The 18239-nt window shown below is 75.4% G+C and carries 10 protein-coding genes; 6 read left to right on the forward strand and 4 right to left on the reverse strand.

The window, feature by feature from the left end; translation table 11 throughout:
- Positions 1 to 24 precede the first annotated feature (24 nt).
- The 6 genes from ACN260_RS10215 to ACN260_RS10240 all read left to right on the forward strand — a co-directional run bounded on the left by ACN260_RS10215 (position 25) and on the right by ACN260_RS10240 (position 10016).
- On the forward strand, positions 25 to 1113 hold the full coding sequence (locus ACN260_RS10215) for a hypothetical protein (protein ID WP_422755721.1): 1089 nt from the start codon (positions 25 to 27) through the stop codon (positions 1111 to 1113).
- On the forward strand, positions 1110 to 2183 hold the full coding sequence (locus ACN260_RS10220) for a hypothetical protein (protein WP_422755722.1): 1074 nt from the start codon (positions 1110 to 1112) through the stop codon (positions 2181 to 2183). Before ACN260_RS10215 ends, ACN260_RS10220 begins: the two co-directional genes overlap by 4 nt.
- A gap of 5 nt (positions 2184 to 2188) precedes the next feature.
- A complete protein-coding gene (locus tag ACN260_RS10225) occupies positions 2189 to 4741 on the forward strand; it encodes a hypothetical protein (protein WP_422755723.1) in 2553 nt (850 codons plus the stop codon).
- A gap of 50 nt (positions 4742 to 4791) precedes the next feature.
- Positions 4792 to 8169, forward strand: a complete 3378-nt coding sequence (locus ACN260_RS10230) for an AAA family ATPase (RefSeq protein WP_422755724.1) — start codon at positions 4792 to 4794, stop codon at positions 8167 to 8169.
- A gap of 202 nt (positions 8170 to 8371) precedes the next feature.
- Positions 8372 to 9001 (forward strand): sigma-70 family RNA polymerase sigma factor, encoded by a 630-nt coding sequence (locus tag ACN260_RS10235; RefSeq protein WP_422755725.1) that lies wholly within the window; start codon positions 8372 to 8374, stop codon positions 8999 to 9001.
- A gap of 82 nt (positions 9002 to 9083) precedes the next feature.
- Positions 9084 to 10016 carry a hypothetical protein gene (locus tag ACN260_RS10240; protein WP_422755726.1) on the forward strand — a complete coding sequence of 311 codons (933 nt, stop codon included), beginning with the start codon at positions 9084 to 9086 and terminating at the stop codon, positions 10014 to 10016.
- Here ACN260_RS10240 and ACN260_RS10245 read toward each other — a convergent pair.
- The 4 genes from ACN260_RS10245 to ACN260_RS10260 form a co-directional block, all read right to left on the reverse strand.
- The gene (locus tag ACN260_RS10245; protein ID WP_422755727.1) at positions 10013 to 11740 is read right to left on the reverse strand and encodes a ricin-type beta-trefoil lectin domain protein; all 1728 of its coding nucleotides are present in this window, start codon (positions 11738 to 11740) and stop codon (positions 10013 to 10015) included. The genes ACN260_RS10240 and ACN260_RS10245 overlap by 4 nt on opposite strands.
- A 226-nt stretch (positions 11741 to 11966) precedes the next feature.
- Positions 11967 to 13145 carry a chorismate synthase gene (gene aroC, locus ACN260_RS10250; protein WP_422755728.1) on the reverse strand — a complete coding sequence of 393 codons (1179 nt, stop codon included), beginning with the start codon at positions 13143 to 13145 and terminating at the stop codon, positions 11967 to 11969.
- A gap of 5 nt (positions 13146 to 13150) precedes the next feature.
- Positions 13151 to 14161, reverse strand: coding sequence for a pseudouridine-5'-phosphate glycosidase (locus ACN260_RS10255; protein ID WP_422755729.1), 1011 nt, complete (start codon positions 14159 to 14161; stop codon positions 13151 to 13153).
- Positions 14162 to 14252: 91 nt separating this feature from the next.
- Positions 14253 to 18218, reverse strand: a complete 3966-nt coding sequence (locus ACN260_RS10260; protein WP_422755730.1) for an amino acid adenylation domain-containing protein — start codon at positions 18216 to 18218, stop codon at positions 14253 to 14255.
- Positions 18219 to 18239 lie beyond the last annotated feature (21 nt).

The raw sequence follows: 18239 nt of genomic DNA on the forward strand, positions 1-18239 counted from the left end.
AGCACCGGGGGCCGTTGAGGGGGCATGACCACGACGACCGGGCCGACCACCGATCGGCGTACCGCCGTGCACCGGCTGCTGCTGCGCCTCGCCGGGCAGGCCCCGGACGAGGTGGTCAGCGCGGCCCGGCAGTGGCTCGCGACCGGTCAGCTCGCCGAGGTGGCCCAGGCGGTGGCGTTCACCTGCCTGACCGCAGGGATCGGACTCACCGCGTCCGAGCGCGTGCTGCTGGCCGGGGTCCTGGCCGACGCCGGTGCGGACGACGACGTGCTCGCCGGGCTGTCCACCGGCGAAGCCCCGCCGGTGGCGTACGGGATGGCCCCGGTGGGCCCGCAGGTGCTGGCCGGGGCCGGCGGGCGGCTGCCGTACAGCATGGACCTGACGGTGGGTGGCGACGGTCCGGGCGGGCCCGACGACCTCGACCGGGCGGCCGTGGCCGCGGTGCCTGCCGCACCGGGGCCGGTGGGGCTCTGGCGGGCCTGGCGGTACCCGGCCGTGGACACGCCGTATCCGGCGCCGAAGCGGCTCTACCTCGTGCAGGGCGCGGATCCGGTCGTCCTCGCGGCCCGGATCGGGTCCGCCCTGGAGGCGGCCGGGGAACGGCATCCGCTGGTGGAGGCGTTCGGTGAGCCGGTGGAGCTGCCGGAGTACCAGCGGCGGGCGTTGGCCTACTCGGCGCTGCTGTGGGCGGACCGCCCCGCCGCCCCGCTGCGGACGGCCGCCCCGCCGGACCCCGCCGACCCACCCGGCACCCTCGCCGACGACGAGGCGGAACGGGTCGTGGCCTACCTCGGCGCGGGTGTGCCGCTGCTGACCAGCCCGCACCGGTCGGCTGACGGCTTCGATCCGGCGTCGGCCGCCGACCAGGTGCCCACGGGCGTGCGGGGCGACGGGCGGTGGCTGTGGTCGGAGGCGGTCACCTACTACGCCGACCAGTACGGGTTCGCCCCCGAACCGGACCTGCTCGCGGCGATCCGGGCCGCCGACTACACCGCCCCGACCCTCGACGCGGTGGCGGTGCACCGTTCGCTGTCGTACCTCTTCGCGGCGATGTGCGACCCCGCCCGGACCGGGGTGAACCAGCACGTCGAGCCGGCCGTTGTGGAGGCATGAGCGTGCCGTCGGCGATGCACCGGCTCCTGCTGCGGATCGCCGGGCAGGCCCCCGCCGCGCTGCTCGGCACCGCCCGCGCCCGGCTGGCCGACGGTCAGGTGACCGAGGTCGCCCGGATGGTGGCCTTCGCCGCCGCTACCCGGCAGATCCGGCTGACCGACCCCGACGTGCTGCTGCTCACCGCCGCCGGTGCGCCCGACGACCTGCTCGCCGGCCTGCCCCGCGCCGGGGACGCCCGCACCCCGCCCTACCTCTGGACGCCGGACCCGCCCACCGGCCCCACGCCGCCCGGTGGCAGCCACGCCGCCGGCCCGCCCGGGTCGGCCGCCTCCGGCGTGGACGCCCACGCCGCGTCCGATGGGGTGGACGAGGTCGACCGGGCCGCCGTCGACGCCCTCGTCGACGCCCTCGCCAGCGGGGAGGCGAAGCCGGTCGGGCTGTGGCGGGTCTGGCGACGGCCCGCCCCGGCGACGCCGTACCCGCCGGCCACCCGGGTCTACCTGGTGCAGGCCCGCGCCGGGGCGGTCGCGCTCACCGCGCGGCTCCAGGCCGCCCTGGTGGCGGTGGGCGGGACCGACCCGCTGGTCGAGGTCTTCGGGCACCTCGCCGGGCTGCCGGCGCACCACCGGCGGGCGCTTGCGGGGGCCGTCCTGCTCTGGGCCGCCCGACCGGCCGGGCGGGTACGCATTGCGGCCATCTTCGACACCCTCGACGCGACCGGGAACCCGACGTTCGGCCCCGACCGGGCCCGACTGTCGACCGTGGAGGCGAACCGGGTCGCCGGCTACCTCGCCGCCGGGGTCCCCCTCGTCACGAGTCCGGCCCGGGTGCCCGACGTGGTCACCCCGGGCCGCACGGTGCCGGTGGACCTGCTCGGCGACGGCCGGTGGATCTGGTCCGCCGCCACCGCGCACTACCTCACCCGGTACCGGATCGCCCCGGACGAGGGCCTGCTGGCGGCGGTCCGGGCGGCCGGCTACGCACCCCCCGACGTGGACGCGGTGGCGGTGCACCGGTGCCGGGCGGCGCTGGCCGAGGCCACCGGCGCGGTCCGACGGGCGGCGGGCTGACCACGATGACCGACCCGCCCGATCACGTACACGCCGCCGTCGCCGGTGCCGTGCTCGTCGTCCATACCGCCACGGAGCCGTCCGCCGCCCTGGCCGGGGTGGCCGACCGGCTGCCGGCCGACCCGGACCGTACCGTGGTGCTCTGCTCGGCGACCGTGTCGGCCCGGCCGGACCTGTTCGCTCTCCTGGCCGATCTGCTGCCCCGCCAGCTCGGCGGGTCGGCCGCCGGGTTCCGGCTGGTCCCGCTCGGCGGTTACGCCGACCCGGTGGCGGTGCCTGACCTGGCGGCCGGGCTCGCCACGGATCTCGGGATCGACGGGGCGGTGCCGCTGGACGCCCCGGCCGTGTCCACCCGGGCGGTACCGGTGGCCCACCGGTGGATCGTCGCCGACGGTGGGCCGGCCCGACCGGAGCAGCCGCCCGCCGCCTGGTGCCCGCCACCTGCCGGGCCGTCCCGGCCGGTCGGCGGCCCCGAGGGCTGGCTGGTCGCCCCGGTCGGAGACGGCTACACCTGGCTGCCCGCCGCCTGGCCACCACCGGCCGCCGGGCCCGTCGGGTCCGTTGAGGACGCGGGACGGCCGGGGCGGACGGGTGGTGGCGGTCCGGCTGCTCCCGGCGGGCAGCCGGCCGTTGACCGGGGCCGCCCGCCGGGACGACCGGTCCCCGGTGGCTGGTCCTTTCTGCCCGACCCCGCCGGGACGCCGCCCACCGGGACTCCCGTGGGGCGGGACGATCTCCCGGGCCCCGGAGGGCGGGCGCCGGTGCCGCTCGACGTCTTCCTGGTCGAGGTGGCGCTCGGCGCGGGCGGCTTCCAGGTGAACGGGCGGCCGGTGCCACCCGGGGTGCTCGCCGGTCACCTGGCGGCCCTGCGGCGTGCCGGGCGACCCGTGGTGCTCTGCGGGGACGCGCCGTACCCCGCTGCGGCCGGGATGCTGTTCGGAGCCCTCGCCGACGCCCTGGGCGCTCCGGTCGTCGCCGGTGACGCCCGGGTGGAGGTCACCGCGACGGGGCTGCTGACCACCTCGGGCACGTTCCGCAGGTGGCGTCCCCGGCCGGCGGCCGGCACCGCCCGCACGGTGACCGACCTCGGCCCGGTCCTCCCCACCCCGGCCGCCCTGCCCACCGCGCCTCCCACGCCACCCATCGCGCCCGCCACCCCCGGACCATCCGACGACGCGCCCGCCACGACCGGTGCCGCGCCGGCCACGACCGGTGCCGCGCCCGCCACGACCGGTGCCGCGCCGGCCACGACCGGCACCGCGCCCGTCATGACCCGTGCCGAGCCTGCCGTGACCGCCGCCCGCCGGGCCGGGCCGGCCGCCGCGCCGTCGGACGGTGCCGGTGCGGCCCCGTACACCCCGGGCGTGCTCCTGATCGGCGTGTCCGCGTCGGCCGTCGACCCGGCAACCGTGCCGGTGGACTGTGCGGACCGCTGGCGGCGGGTCGCCGCTCCCCGGCTCGACCTGCTGCGGGTCGGGTCGCCGGAGGGGGCCGGGGACGGCCGTCCGCCGGCCCCGGAGCCGACGGACGCGTCCCCACCCGGCCCGGAGAGTCCGGCCCCCGACCCGACCCTGCCACCCGCCGCAGCCCACGACCAACCGGCCCCGGCCCCGGCACCCGACCGTCCGGACATCCCGGTCGGGACGCCCGACACAGCACCCGGCCGAGCGGAACCGGCGTCCGGCCCGGTGACCGGCGACCCCGGCGTGCCGCCGGCCGCTGTCCCCGGACCGCGACCGGCCCCGCCGGGCCCGACGCGGGTCCCGGTGACGTTCCGGCTGGACGGGAGTGCGCCCACCGCCGGGGACCGGACGGCGCTGCGGCGGATCCTCGCCGGCCGCTACGACTCGTACACGCAGGTGGTGACCCGGACCCTGGCGGAGGAACCCGGCCTGCGGGTGGCCGCGGTGAGCGCGCCGGACCTGCCGGTGGGCCTGGTCGCGGTCCGCGCCTACTGCACCGGGGAACGGGAGACGGTGAACGCGGTCCTGCGGGGCGACGCCGCCCCGGCCGACGATCCGGTGGCGCTGGCCCGCTGGGTGGGCTACGGGCTGCGTCGCCTGCCGGTGGTCTTCGGCCCGGTCTTCCGCGCCGCGGCCGTCGCACCGCCGGGCGGCTACCCGCCCGGCACGCTGCTGGTGGAGCCGGCCTTCCTCGACGTCGACCCGACGCCCGCGCCGGTGCCGGACGCCGGGGTGCGGTTCGTGATCTGGTCCGTCGGCGCGCGCCGGTTGGGCGGTCTCGGTACGGCCGGCACCGGGGCCCGTGCCACGCCGGCCGGCGTCCACACCGGACCCCGGACCGAGGGTACGGCGGTCTTCCCCGCCGGGACCTGCTTCCAGGTGCTGGCGGACGAGCCGGTGGGCGACCGGGAGTTGCGGCTGGTTTTCCTGCGGGAGTTGCCGGCCGGCCGGCCGACCCGGGGCGGGGAGCAGACGCTGGAGCGGTTGCGGGCGGCCGTCGGGGTGGGGGACGCGGCAGCCGGCGGCACCCCGCCGCTACCGGTGGGGGTCGGCGTCGACGGGACGGGGCGGCTGTTCGCCCCGCCGTCGGGGTGACCGCCCGTGGCGGGGCGCATGGAGTCAACCAGACGAGAGGGTGGTGAGGGGTGAACAGCACCGTGATGGCGGTCTCCCAGACGGAAGCGGGGTGCCCGCCGACGATCGCCGGCGCGTTGGCCGTCGCCCCGGCCGGTGCCACCGTCGTCGTGCAGCCCGGGGTGTACCGGGAACAGCTCCAGCTCGGCGGCGACGTGACGCTGATCGCCGAGGAGGGGCCGGGCACGGTCACCATCGACGGTGGCGACGGGGTGGCGCTGCACGTCGGCGCGGGCGAGGTGACGCTGCACGGGATCGAGCTGCTCGGTGGTGGCGGGAACATGCCGGCCGTCCAGGTCGGCGGCGGTCGGTTGAAGCTGACCCGGTGCGGCGTACGGGCCGGTGGTGTGGTCGCGGTGCACGTGCCCCGGGGCGAGCTGTCCATGCGGGACTGTCGGGTGGGCAACCCCGCCGGGGCGGGCCTGCTGTTCGAACGGGCCGGCACCGGTGAGATCGTCCGTACCACGGTCGCCGGGATCGGCACCGTGGCGGTCGCCGTCACCGGCGGCGACCCGGTGCTGCGCGGCTGCACGATCACCGACGTACGCGGCAGCGGGCTGTTGTGCACCGGCGGCGGCCGGGGGCTGGTGGAGCAGTGCGTGGTCTCCGCCGTCGACGGTCCCGGGGTGGTGGTCGAGGACGGCACGGTCCGGCTGGTCGACACCCGGATCGTGGACACCGGTGGCATCCCGGTGCTGGTGACCGGGGGCAGTCCCGAGTTGACCGGCTGCGAGATCCGTACGGCGACCGGCCCGGCGGTGCTGGTCGACGGGGCCGCCGACCCGACGCTGCGCGACTGCGTCCTCGGCGTCGAGGGCGGGCACGGGCTGAGCGTGCAGGCCGCCGCCACCGGCAGTTACCTGGGGTTACGGGTTGAGACGACGACCGGCGCTGCGGTGGTGGTCAGCGGCACGGCGGCGCCCCGGATCGACGGCGGCACGCTGACCGCCACCGACGGGGTCGGTCTGCTCTTCGCCGACGCGGCGACCGGCAGCGCCCGGGAGATGACGATCGTCCGGACCCGGTCCGGGCTGCTGGCCCGGGGCACCTCCCGGCCCGAGGTCGACGACCTGACCGTCACCGCGCCGACGCAGGAGGGGCTGCGGGTCGCGGAGTCGGCGCGGCTCCGGGCGCGAGGGGGAGCGGTGACCGACGCCGGGTCGGCCGGGGTGTCGGTGACCGACGGGGAGTTGGCCGTGGAGGGGATGACCCTGCGCGACTGCGCCACCGGTCTCGTCGTGTCGGCCGGGCGGCTGCGGGCCACCGGCGTGGACGTGCTCGACAGCCGGGGTGCGGGGTTGACCGTCCAACGGGGGGCGACGGTGCAGCTGCGGCGCAGCCGGGTGAGGGGTGGCGACGGGCCGGGGGTGTGGTTCGCCGGGGAGTCGCAGGGCGAGGTGACCGGGTGCGAGGTGTTCGGTAACACCGGGCCGGGGGTGCTGGTGCAGACGCGTCGGCCGGTGCGGCTGGTCGAGACGGAGCTGCGGGGCAACGCGGGCGGGCGGCTGCGTACCACGGTGGACGACGCCGCGGTGGAACTCGTCGGCACCGACGCCGAGCCCGCACCCACCGGCCGCGCCGGTGACCTCGGCCCGGCGGCGGACGGGCCGAACCGGCCGCCGCAGCCGGCCGGGCGGCCCGACCCGGCCGCTCCGGTGCGGGCCGCCGATCCCGCCGTGCCGGTGCCGGCGACGCCGTCGGCCGGTGCCCCGCCCGCCGACGACCCGGCCGCGCCGCTGCTGGCCGAACTGGACGCGCTGGTCGGCCTGGCCGGGGTGAAGCGGGAGGTGGCGACCCTGGTCGGGTTGCACCGGATCAGCCGGCGGCGGGCCGCCGCCGGGCTGCCCGCCCCACCCATGTCCCGGCACATGATCTTCGCGGGCGCGCCGGGCACCGGGAAGACCACCGTGGCCCGGCTCTACGGCCGCATCCTGGCCGCCCTCGGCGTGCTGCCCGGCGGGCAACTCGTCGAGGTGGCGCGCGCCGACCTGGTCGCCGAACACATCGGCGGTACGGCGGTGAAGACCACTGAACGGTTCACCGAGGCGATCGGCGGGGTGCTGTTCATCGACGAGGCGTACACCCTGGCCCCGGTCGACGGCGGCGGCTCGGGGCACGACTTCGGCCGGGAGGCGGTCGACACCCTGGTCAAGCTGATGGAGGACCACCGTGACGAGGTGGTGGTGATCGTCGCCGGCTACTCCGCGCAGATGCGCACGTTCCTGGCGGCGAACCCGGGGCTGGCCTCCCGGTTCTCCAAGACCGTCGAGTTCGAGAGCTACACCTCACCGGAGCTGGTGCAGATCGTCGAGCGGCTGTGCAGCAGCCACCACTACGCCCTGGAGTACGACACCCGGATCGCCCTGGAGTCGTGGTTCGAGTCGATGCCGCGTACCGGGTCGTTCGGCAACGCCCGGGTGGCCCGGCAGACCTTCGAGGAGATGGTCAGCCGGCAGGCGTTCCGGCTGTCCGGCAGCGGTGCCGCCTCCGGGGTGGAGCTGGCCCAGTTGCTGCCGCAGGACCTCGACGAGTCGGCGGCCGGCCCGGCCGACGACGGGCCGCCCGCCGGTGCGGTGGACGCGCTGCTGGCCCGGCTGCACGCCATGATCGGGTTGGACGCGGTGAAGCAGGAGGTGGCCGACCTGATCGACCTGCTGGCCGCCGTACGGACCCGGGTGCGGGCCGGCCTTCCCGCACCGTCGGTCTCCCGGCACCTGGTGTTCTCCGGGCCACCGGGCACCGGCAAGACCACTGTGGCCCGTCTCTACGGGCAACTGCTGACCGCGCTGGGGGTGCTGCGCGGCGGCCAACTCGTCGAGGTGGCCCGCGCCGACCTGGTCGGCGAGTACGTCGGGCACACCGCGCACCGCACCCGGGAGGCGTTCGAACGGGCCCGGGGCGGGGTGCTGTTCATCGACGAGGCGTACACGTTGGCACCACCGGACGCCCGCAACGACTTCGGTCGGGAGGCGATCGACACGCTGGTCAAGCTGATGGAGGACCACCGCGACGAGGTGGTGGTGATCGTCGCCGGCTACGAGGCGGAGATCGAACAGTTCCTCGCCGCGAACGCCGGCCTGGCCTCCCGCTTCTCCCGACGGGTCCACTTCGCCCCGTACACCGCCGACGAACTGGTCGCCATCTTCGAGGGGCTGGCCCGCGCCGGCGGGTACGACTGCCCCGGCGACACGCTGACCGCGCTGCGCCAGCACTTCGAGCAGGCCCCGCACGGTCCGGCCTTCGGCAACGGCCGGTACGCCCGCCAGGTGCTCGACGAGGCGGTGACCCGGCAGGCGGGCCGGCTGCGCGGCCTGACCGGGCCGACCGTCGCGGACCTGCGTACCCTGCGGGCCGAGGACGTCACCCCCGCGACGGTCCCGCATGGCTGACCGACCCGGTGGGACCGTGTGGCGGCTGCGGCCGGTGGACCGTCCGCATCGGAGCCGGTTACGCCGTCGGGCGACCGGCGGCATCAGCGACAGCGGGTCCGACGGTGCCCCGTATGCTCTCCTGGATCGACGTGGGACCGGAGGGGCGGGCGTGCCCGCGCGGCCGGTCACGCGGACGGTGAGCGTGCTGGGGAGGCACCGGTTGGCAGGTCTTTCTCGCGGGCCGGACGCGGACGCGCCGGGCGGGGCCGGCATCGGGGTGGCGGCAGCCGTCGACGCCGACGTGTCGGCCGTCGACGCCGGGCCCCCGCCACCCGCCGCCGACCTGGCCCCCGACGCGCGGCTGCGGGAGCTGCACGCGGTGCACGCCGAGCCGCTGTTCCGGTTCCTGCTCCGGCTGGCCTCAGGTGAACGGCAGCTCGCCGAGGACCTGCTCCAGGAGACGATGATGCGGGCCTGGCGCAGCATCGACAGCCTCGCCGCCGATCTGGAGACCCAACGGCGCTGGCTGTTCACCGTGGCCCGCCGGGTCGCCATCGACGTGGCGCGGGCCCGGCAGGCCCGCCCGACCGAGGTCGGCGCGCTGGATCTCAGCCGGATGCCGGCGACCGCCGACGTGGCCGAGCGGGTGGTGACGGCGCGGACCATCCGTGACGCCCTGCCGAAGATCAGCGTCGAGCACCGTCGGGTGGTGGAGGCCGTCTACTTCCGGGGGCTGTCCACCGCCGAGATCGCGGCGGAGTTCGGTATCGCCGAGGGCACCGTCAAGTCCCGCGCCCACTACGCCCTGCGCGCGTTGCGCGCCGTCATCGGGGAGGTCGACGGTGCGTGAGGCGTCCACCACGACCGCGATGGCATACGATTGTGGCGGCGGGGCCGCGAGGCGCTGCCTCCCCGAGCAGAGCTGACAGGCCATGACCGACCTCCGAAGCGACAGCGACGCCCCCGGTCCGGTGGCCCACGCCCCCCTTCAGCAGTGCGCCCCCTACCTGTGGGGTGACCTCGACCCGCAGGACGAGTGGGAGTTCGAACGCCACCTCGGCACCTGCACGATCTGCCTCGACGAGTGCGACCGGCTGGGCCCCCTGGTGGGGGCGTTCTCCGGGCTCACTCCCGGCGAGATCGCCGACCTGCGCACCGGTCCGGCCGCCGAGGCCGAGGCCCTACCGGCCGTCGGGTCGCCGCCTGCCCCCGAACTCCCGCCTGCCCCCGAACTCCCGCCTGCCCCCGGCGTCACGCCGGCCCCCGAACTCTCGCCGGCCGTCGACGCCGCATCGCGTCCGTCGGCAGCCCCATCCGGTCCGTCGCAGTCGCGTCCGGGGCCGGCGGACCGGCCGCCCTCCCGGGACGCGGACGGGCGGGGTCCGGGAGGCCGCGCGCCCGACCGGGCCCGGCGGGGTCGACGGCGCTGGCTCGTCGCCGGCACGCTCGCCATGGTCGCGGCGGTGTCCCTGGGGGTCACGCTCGGGCAGCGGCAGCAGGGCGGCGCGCCCGACGCCCGACAGTCCACGGTCAACCCGGTCGCCGCCGGGGTGACGGTGGAGGGGGTGGGGGCCGCCACCCGGCTGTCCGTCACCGTCTCGGCCCGCACCGACGGCCCCGGCCCGGCCTCCGACGTCCGGGCAACCGTGGTCGGCCTGACGGCGGGGGTGCGGTACCGCCTCTACGCGGTCGCCGCCGACACCCGCACTTACCAGGTGGCGCAGTGGACGGCGACGGCCGGGCCGCAGGAGGTGACCGGGGAGATCCCCGCCGCGATCGACACGCTGGCGTTCTTCGCCGTCGCGGAGGCCGACGGGACGGCGCTGGTGTCGGCCCGGATCGGCCGCCCCGCCGGCCCCCGCTAGACCTTCACCCGCGTCCACTTCTGGTTGGCCTCACCGGTGCACGTCCACAGTTGCAGGCCGGTGCCGTTGGCGGTGGACCAGTCCCGGATGTCGACGCACCTGCCGATCGCCGAGTTGACCAGATCGCCGGAGCCGTTGATCCAGAACTTCTGCGCCCAGCCGCCGTTGCAGGTCGCCAGCTGGATGCGGGTGCCGTCGGCGCTGGAGGCGTCCGCCAGGTCCATGCAGAGTGATCCCATCCGGATCGTGCCGTCGCCGCCGAACGTCCACTTCTGCCGGGCCGAGCCGTTGCAGTCCCAGACCACCAGCTGCTGGCCGTCGGCGGCGCTGGGCGCGTACACGCAGTTCCCGCCGTACCCACGGATGCGGTAACCGGTGGCGGCCGCGGCCGGCGGCGCGGTGGTCGGGCGGGCGGCGGCCGTCGTGGGCCGGGTGGTGACCGGGGCCGGCCTGGTCGCGGCGGCGCCGGGTCGTGCCGGGCCGGCCCCGGCGACGGTGGGGGCGGCGGGGGTAGGCAGGGCCAGTACCGGTCCCCGGGTGGTGTCCGACAGTGGGGGACGCGGGGACGGACGCCCACCCAACCGGGGGTCCTGGGCGTAGAAGGCGGCGTAGGCGAGGACCCGGCCCGCGTTCTCGTCCACCGTGCCCAGGTCGGGTGCGCCGCCGGCCTGCACCCCCGGGCCCCACTGGAAGGCGGCCAGCGCGAGCGGGTACGGGTCGGCGGTGAGCCCACCCAGGTCGGTGGTGAGGGCGCACATCGTCTTGCCGAGCGTGGCGATCGCCGTGGCGGCGTCCCACGGTGACTGGCCGGCGGTCGCGTAGCGGCTCCACACGGTGGGGAGGAACTGGGCGATGCCCTGCGCGCCGTTGGGGCCGAGCAGGTTCGGGTTGAACCCGGACGCCGCCATGAGCTGACCGGCGATCTTCGCCGGGGTCACCGCCGGGCAGGTCCGGCCGGCGGCGAGGATCGCCGCCAGGTGCTCGTCGGGGATGGGGCGTGGCGCGCTGCCGGCGGGTGGCGCGGGTGGGGCGGGCGTCGGTGACGCGTCCGCCGCGTCCGGGTCGAAGTCGGGCTGACGGGAGTACCACTCGGCGTAGCCGACGACGGTCCGCACGTATCCGGCCGCCGCCTCGGGGACGCCCCGGTCGGCCTGGACGGCGGGCATCCCGGAACGGTGTGCGGCGAGCGCGAGCTGCCAGGTGTCCCCGTCGATATCGCCGTGCGACACCTGCCCGACGAGGTCGCACATGTGGTGGGCCAGCGCGACGATGTTCGCGGCGACGTCCAGCCGGGGCGCGTCGGGCCAGGGCAGCCACCGCTGCCAGAGCTCGTCGGTGAGGCCGGCCACCCCGGAGCCGCCGTCGTCGGTGCGGGCGTCGGCCACGAACCCGGAGGCGGCCATGAGCTGACCGGCCAGCCGGGGCGCGGTGAGGGTCGGGCAGGAGAGGGCGGCCTGGGCGATCAGGGGCACCTGCTCGGCGGGGACCGGTTTGCCCTCCACGGTCTGGGCGGTGGCCGTGCCGAATCCGGTGCTGGCGGCGAAGCCGGCGAGGACGGCGAGCGCCAGCGCCATCAGCCCGGCGACGATCCGTGCCACGATCGGCGGGCCGGGCAGGCGGGACATTCCCCGTCGGACGACGCCGGTCAGTGGTGACAGCCGTTGCCGCACCCCACCGACGAGTCGTTCCAGCCGTTGGCGGTGGGACGTGGAGGTCAGTGGCACCGGTGCGCTCCTCGACAGGCTGTGGCTTCGACCTCTCAACGCACCGAGCCAGCCGAAGGTTCAGTCGGATCAGCGTGGAGTTTGCCGGGTGCCGTTGATCGCGGCGCTGTCGGGGTGGGTGGTCCGGGTCGTCCGGCAGGTCGGCACGCCGCCGACCTGCCGGACGTCCACTCGATTGGTCTTTCGTTCGCGGCTGCGGGGCTCCGCTGCGCTGCGCTCCTCGCGCTCACCTGATGACGAGGCTGTCGAGGTAGCCGGTCACGTTGCGGCGGATCTCGGCCACCGAGTCACCACCGAACTTCTCCACCACCGCCTCCGCGAGGACCAACGCCACCATCGCCTCCGCGACCACCGCCGCCGCCGGCACCGCACACACATCCGACCGCTGATTGATCGCCGTCGCCGCCTCACCGGTCGTGACGTCAACCGTGGACAGGGCCCGGTTCAACGACGAGATCGGCTTCATCGCCGCCCGCACCCGCACCGGCTCACCCGTCGTGATCCCACCCTCCAACCCACCCGCCCGATCCGTCACCCGACGCACACCCGTCGCCGTCGGCACGATCTCGTCATGCGCCTCCGACCCCCGCGACCGCGCCTGCACCCACCCGTCCCCGATCTCCACACCCTTGATCGCCTGAATCGACATCAACGCCGTCGCCAACCGGGCATCCAACTTCCGATCCCACTGCACATGACTACCCAGACCCGGCGGCACCCCATAGGCAAGAACCTCCACCACCCCACCCAACGTGTCCGCAGCCTTCTTCGCCGCATCCACCTCCGCCACCATCCGCGCACTCGCATCCGGATCGAGGCACCGCAACGGATCCGCGTCGATCCGCTCCGCATCCTCCGGCACCGGCCGCAACCCCGGCTTCGCGGCCACCGAACCGAGCTCCACCACGTGCGACACGATCTCGATACCGACCGCCTGCCTCACCAGGGCCTTCGCCACCGCACCCACGGCCACCCGGGCGGCGGTCTCCCGGGCGCTGGCCCGTTCCAGGATCGGCCGGGCATCGGTATGACCGTACTTCTGCATGCCGGCCAGGTCGGCATGACCGGGCCGGGGACGCGTCAGCGGCGCGTTGCGGGCCTGACCCGCCAACTCCTCCGCATCGACCGGGTCGGCGGCCATCACCGTCCGCCACTTCGGCCACTCCGAATTACCCACCCGCACCGCCACCGGACTACCCAGGGTGACACCGTGCCGCAGACCACCGACGACCTCGACCTCATCCTGCTCGAACGCCATCCGCGCACCCCGGCCATAACCCAACCGACGACGCGCCAACTCACCCGCGATATCGGCAGAAGTCACCGCCACCCCGGCCGGCACCCCCTCCACCAACGCCACCAGAGCCGGACCATGCGATTCACCTGCAGTCAGCCAACGCAACACCGCCGTCACCCCCGCACGCCGGGCAGGGCGTGCGCCACCCCGACGGCGACCGGGGCGTCGGCGGCGGCCGGGTTCCCGAGGTCGGCCAGGTGGCGGGCGTGGGCGGCGGCGAGCTGGCCCCCGGTCCGGGCGGTGCTGATCAGCACCGCCATGTTGGCCCGGGAGGACCGGCCCTGGGTGGCCGCGTCGACGGCGCGCATCAGGTACTTGGTGATGGCGTTGCCGCGTACCCCGTCCCGCCGGGCGGCCACCATCGCCTCCTCGATGGCCCGGTCGACCTCGGCGTCGTCGACGGCCTCCGTGGCGTCGACCGGGGTGGTGATCAGGAAGGCGCTGTGGTTGCCCAGGGCCCAGTGGTTCTCCACCGCGCGGGCGATGACCGTCGCGTCGTCGACCCGGCAGGGGCTGGGGATGCCGCTGGAGACGCAGTAGAAGGCCGGGAAGTCGGCGGAGCGGTAGGAGACCACCGGCACCGAGTGGGTCTCCAGGTATTCCATGGTCAGCCCGAGGTCGAGGATCTTCTTGGCCCCGGCGCACACCACGGCCACCCGGGAACGGGTGAACTGGATGAGGTCCGAGGAGATGTCCATGCTCGTCTCGGCACCCCGGTGCACCCCGCCGATACCGGCGGAGGCGAAGAACGCGATGCCGGCCAGGTCGGCCGCGATCAGCGAACTCGCCACGGTCAGCGCGCCCATGCCACCCCGGGCGAGCGCCACCGGCAGGTCCCGGGCACTGACCTTGGGGATGCCCGGGGTGGCGGCGAACCGTTCGATGTCCGCCGCCGTCATGCCGACCCGGATCACCCCGTCGTCGACGGCGACCGTCGCCGGCACCGCACCGCCCTCCCGGACGGCGTCCTCCACCCGGTGCGCGGTGGCGGCGTTGTCCGGGTACCGCAGGCCGTGGGTGATCACGTTGGACTCCAACGCCACCACGGCCCGTCCCTCGGCGAGGGCGTCGGCGACCTCCTCACTCAACCGCACCTCGACGGTGGAGTGGACCTTGCGTGTCATGCTGGCTCCTCGGTCGGTCCGGTCCGGTGCCCCGGGACCGGGTTCGGGCAGGGCGGGGTTCGGGGTAGGGCGGGTGCGGGCCGGGCCCGGCTCACTCCTCCAGGACCGCCTCCAGTGCGATGGACACCGCGTCCTCGTCGCAGCCGAAGGCCCGGGTCATGGCACGGGTGACGGCGGTCACCAGCCGGTTGTGCTGCTCGTCGGTGAGTGCGATCGGCAGGTGGGTGATGCTCACGTGCGGGCGGACCGGGCGACGGCGGGACCGGGCGGGCAGCGCCGCCACCACCTGGTGCACCCCGGGTTCGCGCAGCACCCCGTAGTGGTCGGCGGCCAGGTCGACGACGACGGGGGACAGGGAGCGGCGGGCGACGGGGGTGTCCAGGAAGGACTCCTGGTCGCCCCGGGTACGCAGCACCGTCACCGGGGCCCGCACCGGCCGCCTGGCGAGTTCGGCCTCGGTGTGTCGCAGCCCGTACGTGCGGGCGACGACCCCGGTGATCCGGCGGACCAGCGGCAGGTCCAGGGCGGGGAAGTGCCGTCGGACGAACGCGGTGAAGCCCTTCTCGTCCGTGACGGTGGCGAGGCACTCCTCGATCACCGGACCGGTGACCGTGCCGGCGAACACGGAGCACAGCACCGCCAGGTACGTCGGGTTGGCGAAGTCCGCCGTGTCGGCCGTGCCCGGGGGTACCGGCACCCGGACCCGGGGTGACCCGGGGGCGATCAGGACGAGCTGGTCCACCTGTTCGCCGGCCTGCTCCAACTGGTACGCCGCCTCGACGGCGACCCGGGTGCCGAACGAGTAGCCCCACAGCGTGTACGGGCCCCGGGGCTGCCGTTCCCGGATCGCCCGGATGTCCTCGGCCGCCATCCGGGCGATCGTGCGGTAGGGCTCCTCGCCCGGGTTCACGCCGTACGCCTGCACGCCGTGGAAGGGACGTCCGACGGTGCCGGCGAGCAGCCGCAGGTTCATCGGGTAGCCGCCGAGGCCCGGCCAGCAGTAGACGGAACGCCCCTGTCGGCCCCGCGCCAACGGCACCAGCCGGGACCCGCTCACCTGGTCCCGTTGCGCGACCCGCCGGGCGAGTTGGGCGACCGTCGGGTTGTCGAAGATGACCTGCATCGGCAGCGCCGCGCCGAACACCCGGTTGAGCCGGTTGATCAGGGCGACGGCGATCAGCGAGTTGCCGCCGCAGGCGAAGAAGTCGTCGTGGACGGAGACCTCGTCCTGGCGGACCGCCTCGGCCCACAGGCGGGCGATGCGACGTTCCAGGTCGGTGCGGGGCGCGACGAACGGCCGTTGCGGGCCCGGGTCGTCGGCGACCCGGGCGGCGAGCGCCGTGAGGTCGGTCTTGCCGTTGGCGGTCAACGGCATCCGGTCGAGGATCACCACCTTGTTCGGCAGCATGTAGTCCGGCAGTCGACCGGCCAGGTCGTCGCGGATCAGCTCCGCCGGGCCCTTCATGTGGACGACGTCCTCCTTCATGCCCCGGCCGGCCACCTGGGCGGCGCTGACCCGCCCGCCGACGGCGAAGTACGACGGCCCGTCGGGCAGCCCGTGCCGGCGCAGGATGCCCCGGATGCGGTGGGCCGACGGCAGGTCGTGGCCGGTCTCGGAGCTGTAGCCGGAGGACATGAAGCCGAAGCCGAGGTCGTTCATGGACAGCCGTTGCAGGGCGCGTCCCAGGTCGACGTAGCGCCGCCACCGGGTGGACGTGGTGCTGATCATGCTGATGCCGATCGCGGCCCGGTCGTACACCTGCTGGTTGATGGCGATGACGTGCTGCCGCTGCACCAGGGCGTCGTCGAGGCGGACCAACTCGCCGCCGTGGTAGCGGTACTGCCCGGCGGGCAGGTCGACGTCCCGGTCCGGGTGGACCTGGACGTACAGGTCGATCTCGTCGTCGGGCGGCGGGGCGTACGGCGTGACCGCGAAGCTGCCGAGGTAGAGGTCCTCGGCGGCACAGTCGAGGTGCCGGAGGGTCTGCGGCGTGTGGTTGGTGGCGGTGATGCCCAGCCCGTACCCGGGCAGCACCTGTTCCAGCAGGCCGACCAGGTGCCCGGTCTCGATCTCCAGGACCTCGCGGATGTTGTTCTGGTAGACCGGTTCGATGGCCCGGCGTCGGCCGACGAGGTGCAGCCGCACGGTCGGCTCGGGCCGGGGCGGGGCGGGGCTGATCAGGACCAGCTCGTGGGTGAGCGGGTGGTGGTAGTAGTAGCCGGACGGCTGCCCCCACAGCTGGTGCAGTTCACAGTAGACCTGGGTGGCGTTGAGCGCCCCGGGTGAGGCGTAGCCGTACTTGGGTAGCAGCCGTTCGTCGCTGACGAACTGCCCGAGGTAGCGGACGATCTCCCCGAAGGTGGCCAGGTCGAGCTGCCCGAGCGGGCGCGGCGGCACCGGGTCGGGCCGGGCCGGGCGCAGCAGCGCCAGCAGGTCGGCGCGGGTGACCGGCGGGCCCTCGTAGAACCGGTACGTCTTGCGGGCGAACACCCGCCGCACCTGCTCCGCGGTGGGTTCGGCCCCGGGCAGCGCGAGCACCGGCCGTCCGGCCAGCTCCTGCGGGGCACGCACCCCGACGTGCGACAACTGCGCCCGGACCTGGAGCCGGCTCTCCTTCGACCGGTGGTGGGCGCTCTGCCGGCCCTGGTCCATCAGCGCCGCCTCGCGCGGGTTGAGTTCGACGACGGCGAGCAGGTGCGGATGCCCGGTACGCGGATCGTCGCGGACCAGCACCCCCGCGTGCCGGACCCACTGGTGGGCCTCCACGGCGAGGCGTACCTCGTCGAGTTCGACCCGGAACCCGCGCAGCTTCACCTGGTTGTCGACCCGGCCGACGAACCGTACGGTGCCGTCGGCCTGCCAGGCGGCCAGGTCGCCGGTGCGGTAGAGCCGTTCCCCGGTGACCGGGTCGGGCACGAACCGTTGCGCGGTCATCGCCGGCCGGTGCAGGTAGCCCCGGGCGAGCTGGACGCCGCCGATGAGCAGTTCCCCGACGGCGTCGCCGGTGACCGGGGCGTCGTCGGCGTCGACGATGACGTAGCGCAGGCCGGTGACGGGCCGGCCGATCGACACGGACTGCCCGGTGGGGTCGAGCCCGGCCGGGTCGACGGTGAACGCCGAGGAGTTGATCGTGCACTCGGTGGGGCCGTAGAGGTTGACCAGCGTCGCCGGGTGCGCTTTGAGTACGTCGGCGGCCAGCGTGGTGGACAGTGCCTCGCCGCCGGTGAAGATCTGCCGCAGGCTGGTGCAGGTGCCGAGGCGCTCGGTGTCGACGAGCGCCCGCAGCAGGGTCGGCACGCACTGCAACGCGGTCACACCGTGCCGGCGGATGCTCGCGATGATGGCCTCGGGGTCGCGGTGCAGGCCGGGGGTGCCGGCGACGACGGTGCCACCGCAGGCCGGGGCGAGGATCTCCCACTGCGCGGCGTCGAAGCTCATCGGCGTCTTCTGCAGGATGACGGCCTCGTCGAGCCGGTAGGTGTCGCGCAGCCAGCGCAGTTGGCTGACGATGCTGCGGTGTTCGATCATCACCCCCTTGGGCCGCCCGGTGCTGCCGGAGGTGTAGATGACGTAGGCCAGGTCGCGGGGGCGGGGCCGGTGCCCGGGTACGTCGGGTCCGGACGTGTCGTGCCAGGCGCTCAGCGGCACGACGGCGGTGTCGGGCGGGACCAGGTCGGTCAGCCGTTCGACGAGGTCGTCCTGGGCGACGACGAGGCGGATCCGGGCATCGGCGGCCATGTAGCGCAGCCGCTCGTCGGGGTAGTCCGGGGCCAGCGGCAGGTAGGCCGCCGAGGCGTACAGGATGCCCCAGGCCCCGACGACGAGCCCGACGGACGGCTCGGCGAACAGGCCGACCCGGTCGTCGGGGCCGGCGCCGCGTTCGCGGAGCTGGGCGGCGAGGGCACGGGCGCGGCGGGCCAGTTCCCGGCGGGTGACGCCGTCCGGCCCGTGCCGGACGGCGACCGCGCCGGGGTCCGCCCGGACCTGCTCGTCGAGCAGGTCCGGCAGGGTGGCGGGTGTTTGGTGGGTGTCGGTGGTGGCGGGCGTGGTGCGCATGCTTCCCCCTGTGGTGGGTGA

The organism is Micromonospora sp. WMMD708 (assembly GCF_049315245.1).
Classification (GTDB): domain Bacteria; phylum Actinomycetota; class Actinomycetes; order Mycobacteriales; family Micromonosporaceae; genus Micromonospora; species Micromonospora wenchangensis.

What these genes read in the sequence shown, in the direction of transcription:
- ACN260_RS10215 (WP_422755721.1), top strand. Translation starts at nt 25, where the DNA reads ATGACCACGACGACCGGGCCGACCACCGATCGGCGTACCGCCGTGCAC.
- ACN260_RS10260 (WP_422755730.1), bottom strand. Translation starts at nt 18,218, where the DNA reads ATGCGCACCACGCCCGCCACCACCGACACCCACCAAACACCCGCCACC.
- ACN260_RS10225 (WP_422755723.1), top strand. Translation starts at nt 2,189, where the DNA reads ATGACCGACCCGCCCGATCACGTACACGCCGCCGTCGCCGGTGCCGTG.
- ACN260_RS10240 (WP_422755726.1), top strand. Translation starts at nt 9,084, where the DNA reads ATGACCGACCTCCGAAGCGACAGCGACGCCCCCGGTCCGGTGGCCCAC.
- ACN260_RS10220 (WP_422755722.1), top strand. Translation starts at nt 1,110, where the DNA reads ATGAGCGTGCCGTCGGCGATGCACCGGCTCCTGCTGCGGATCGCCGGG.
- ACN260_RS10255 (WP_422755729.1), bottom strand. Translation starts at nt 14,161, where the DNA reads ATGACACGCAAGGTCCACTCCACCGTCGAGGTGCGGTTGAGTGAGGAG.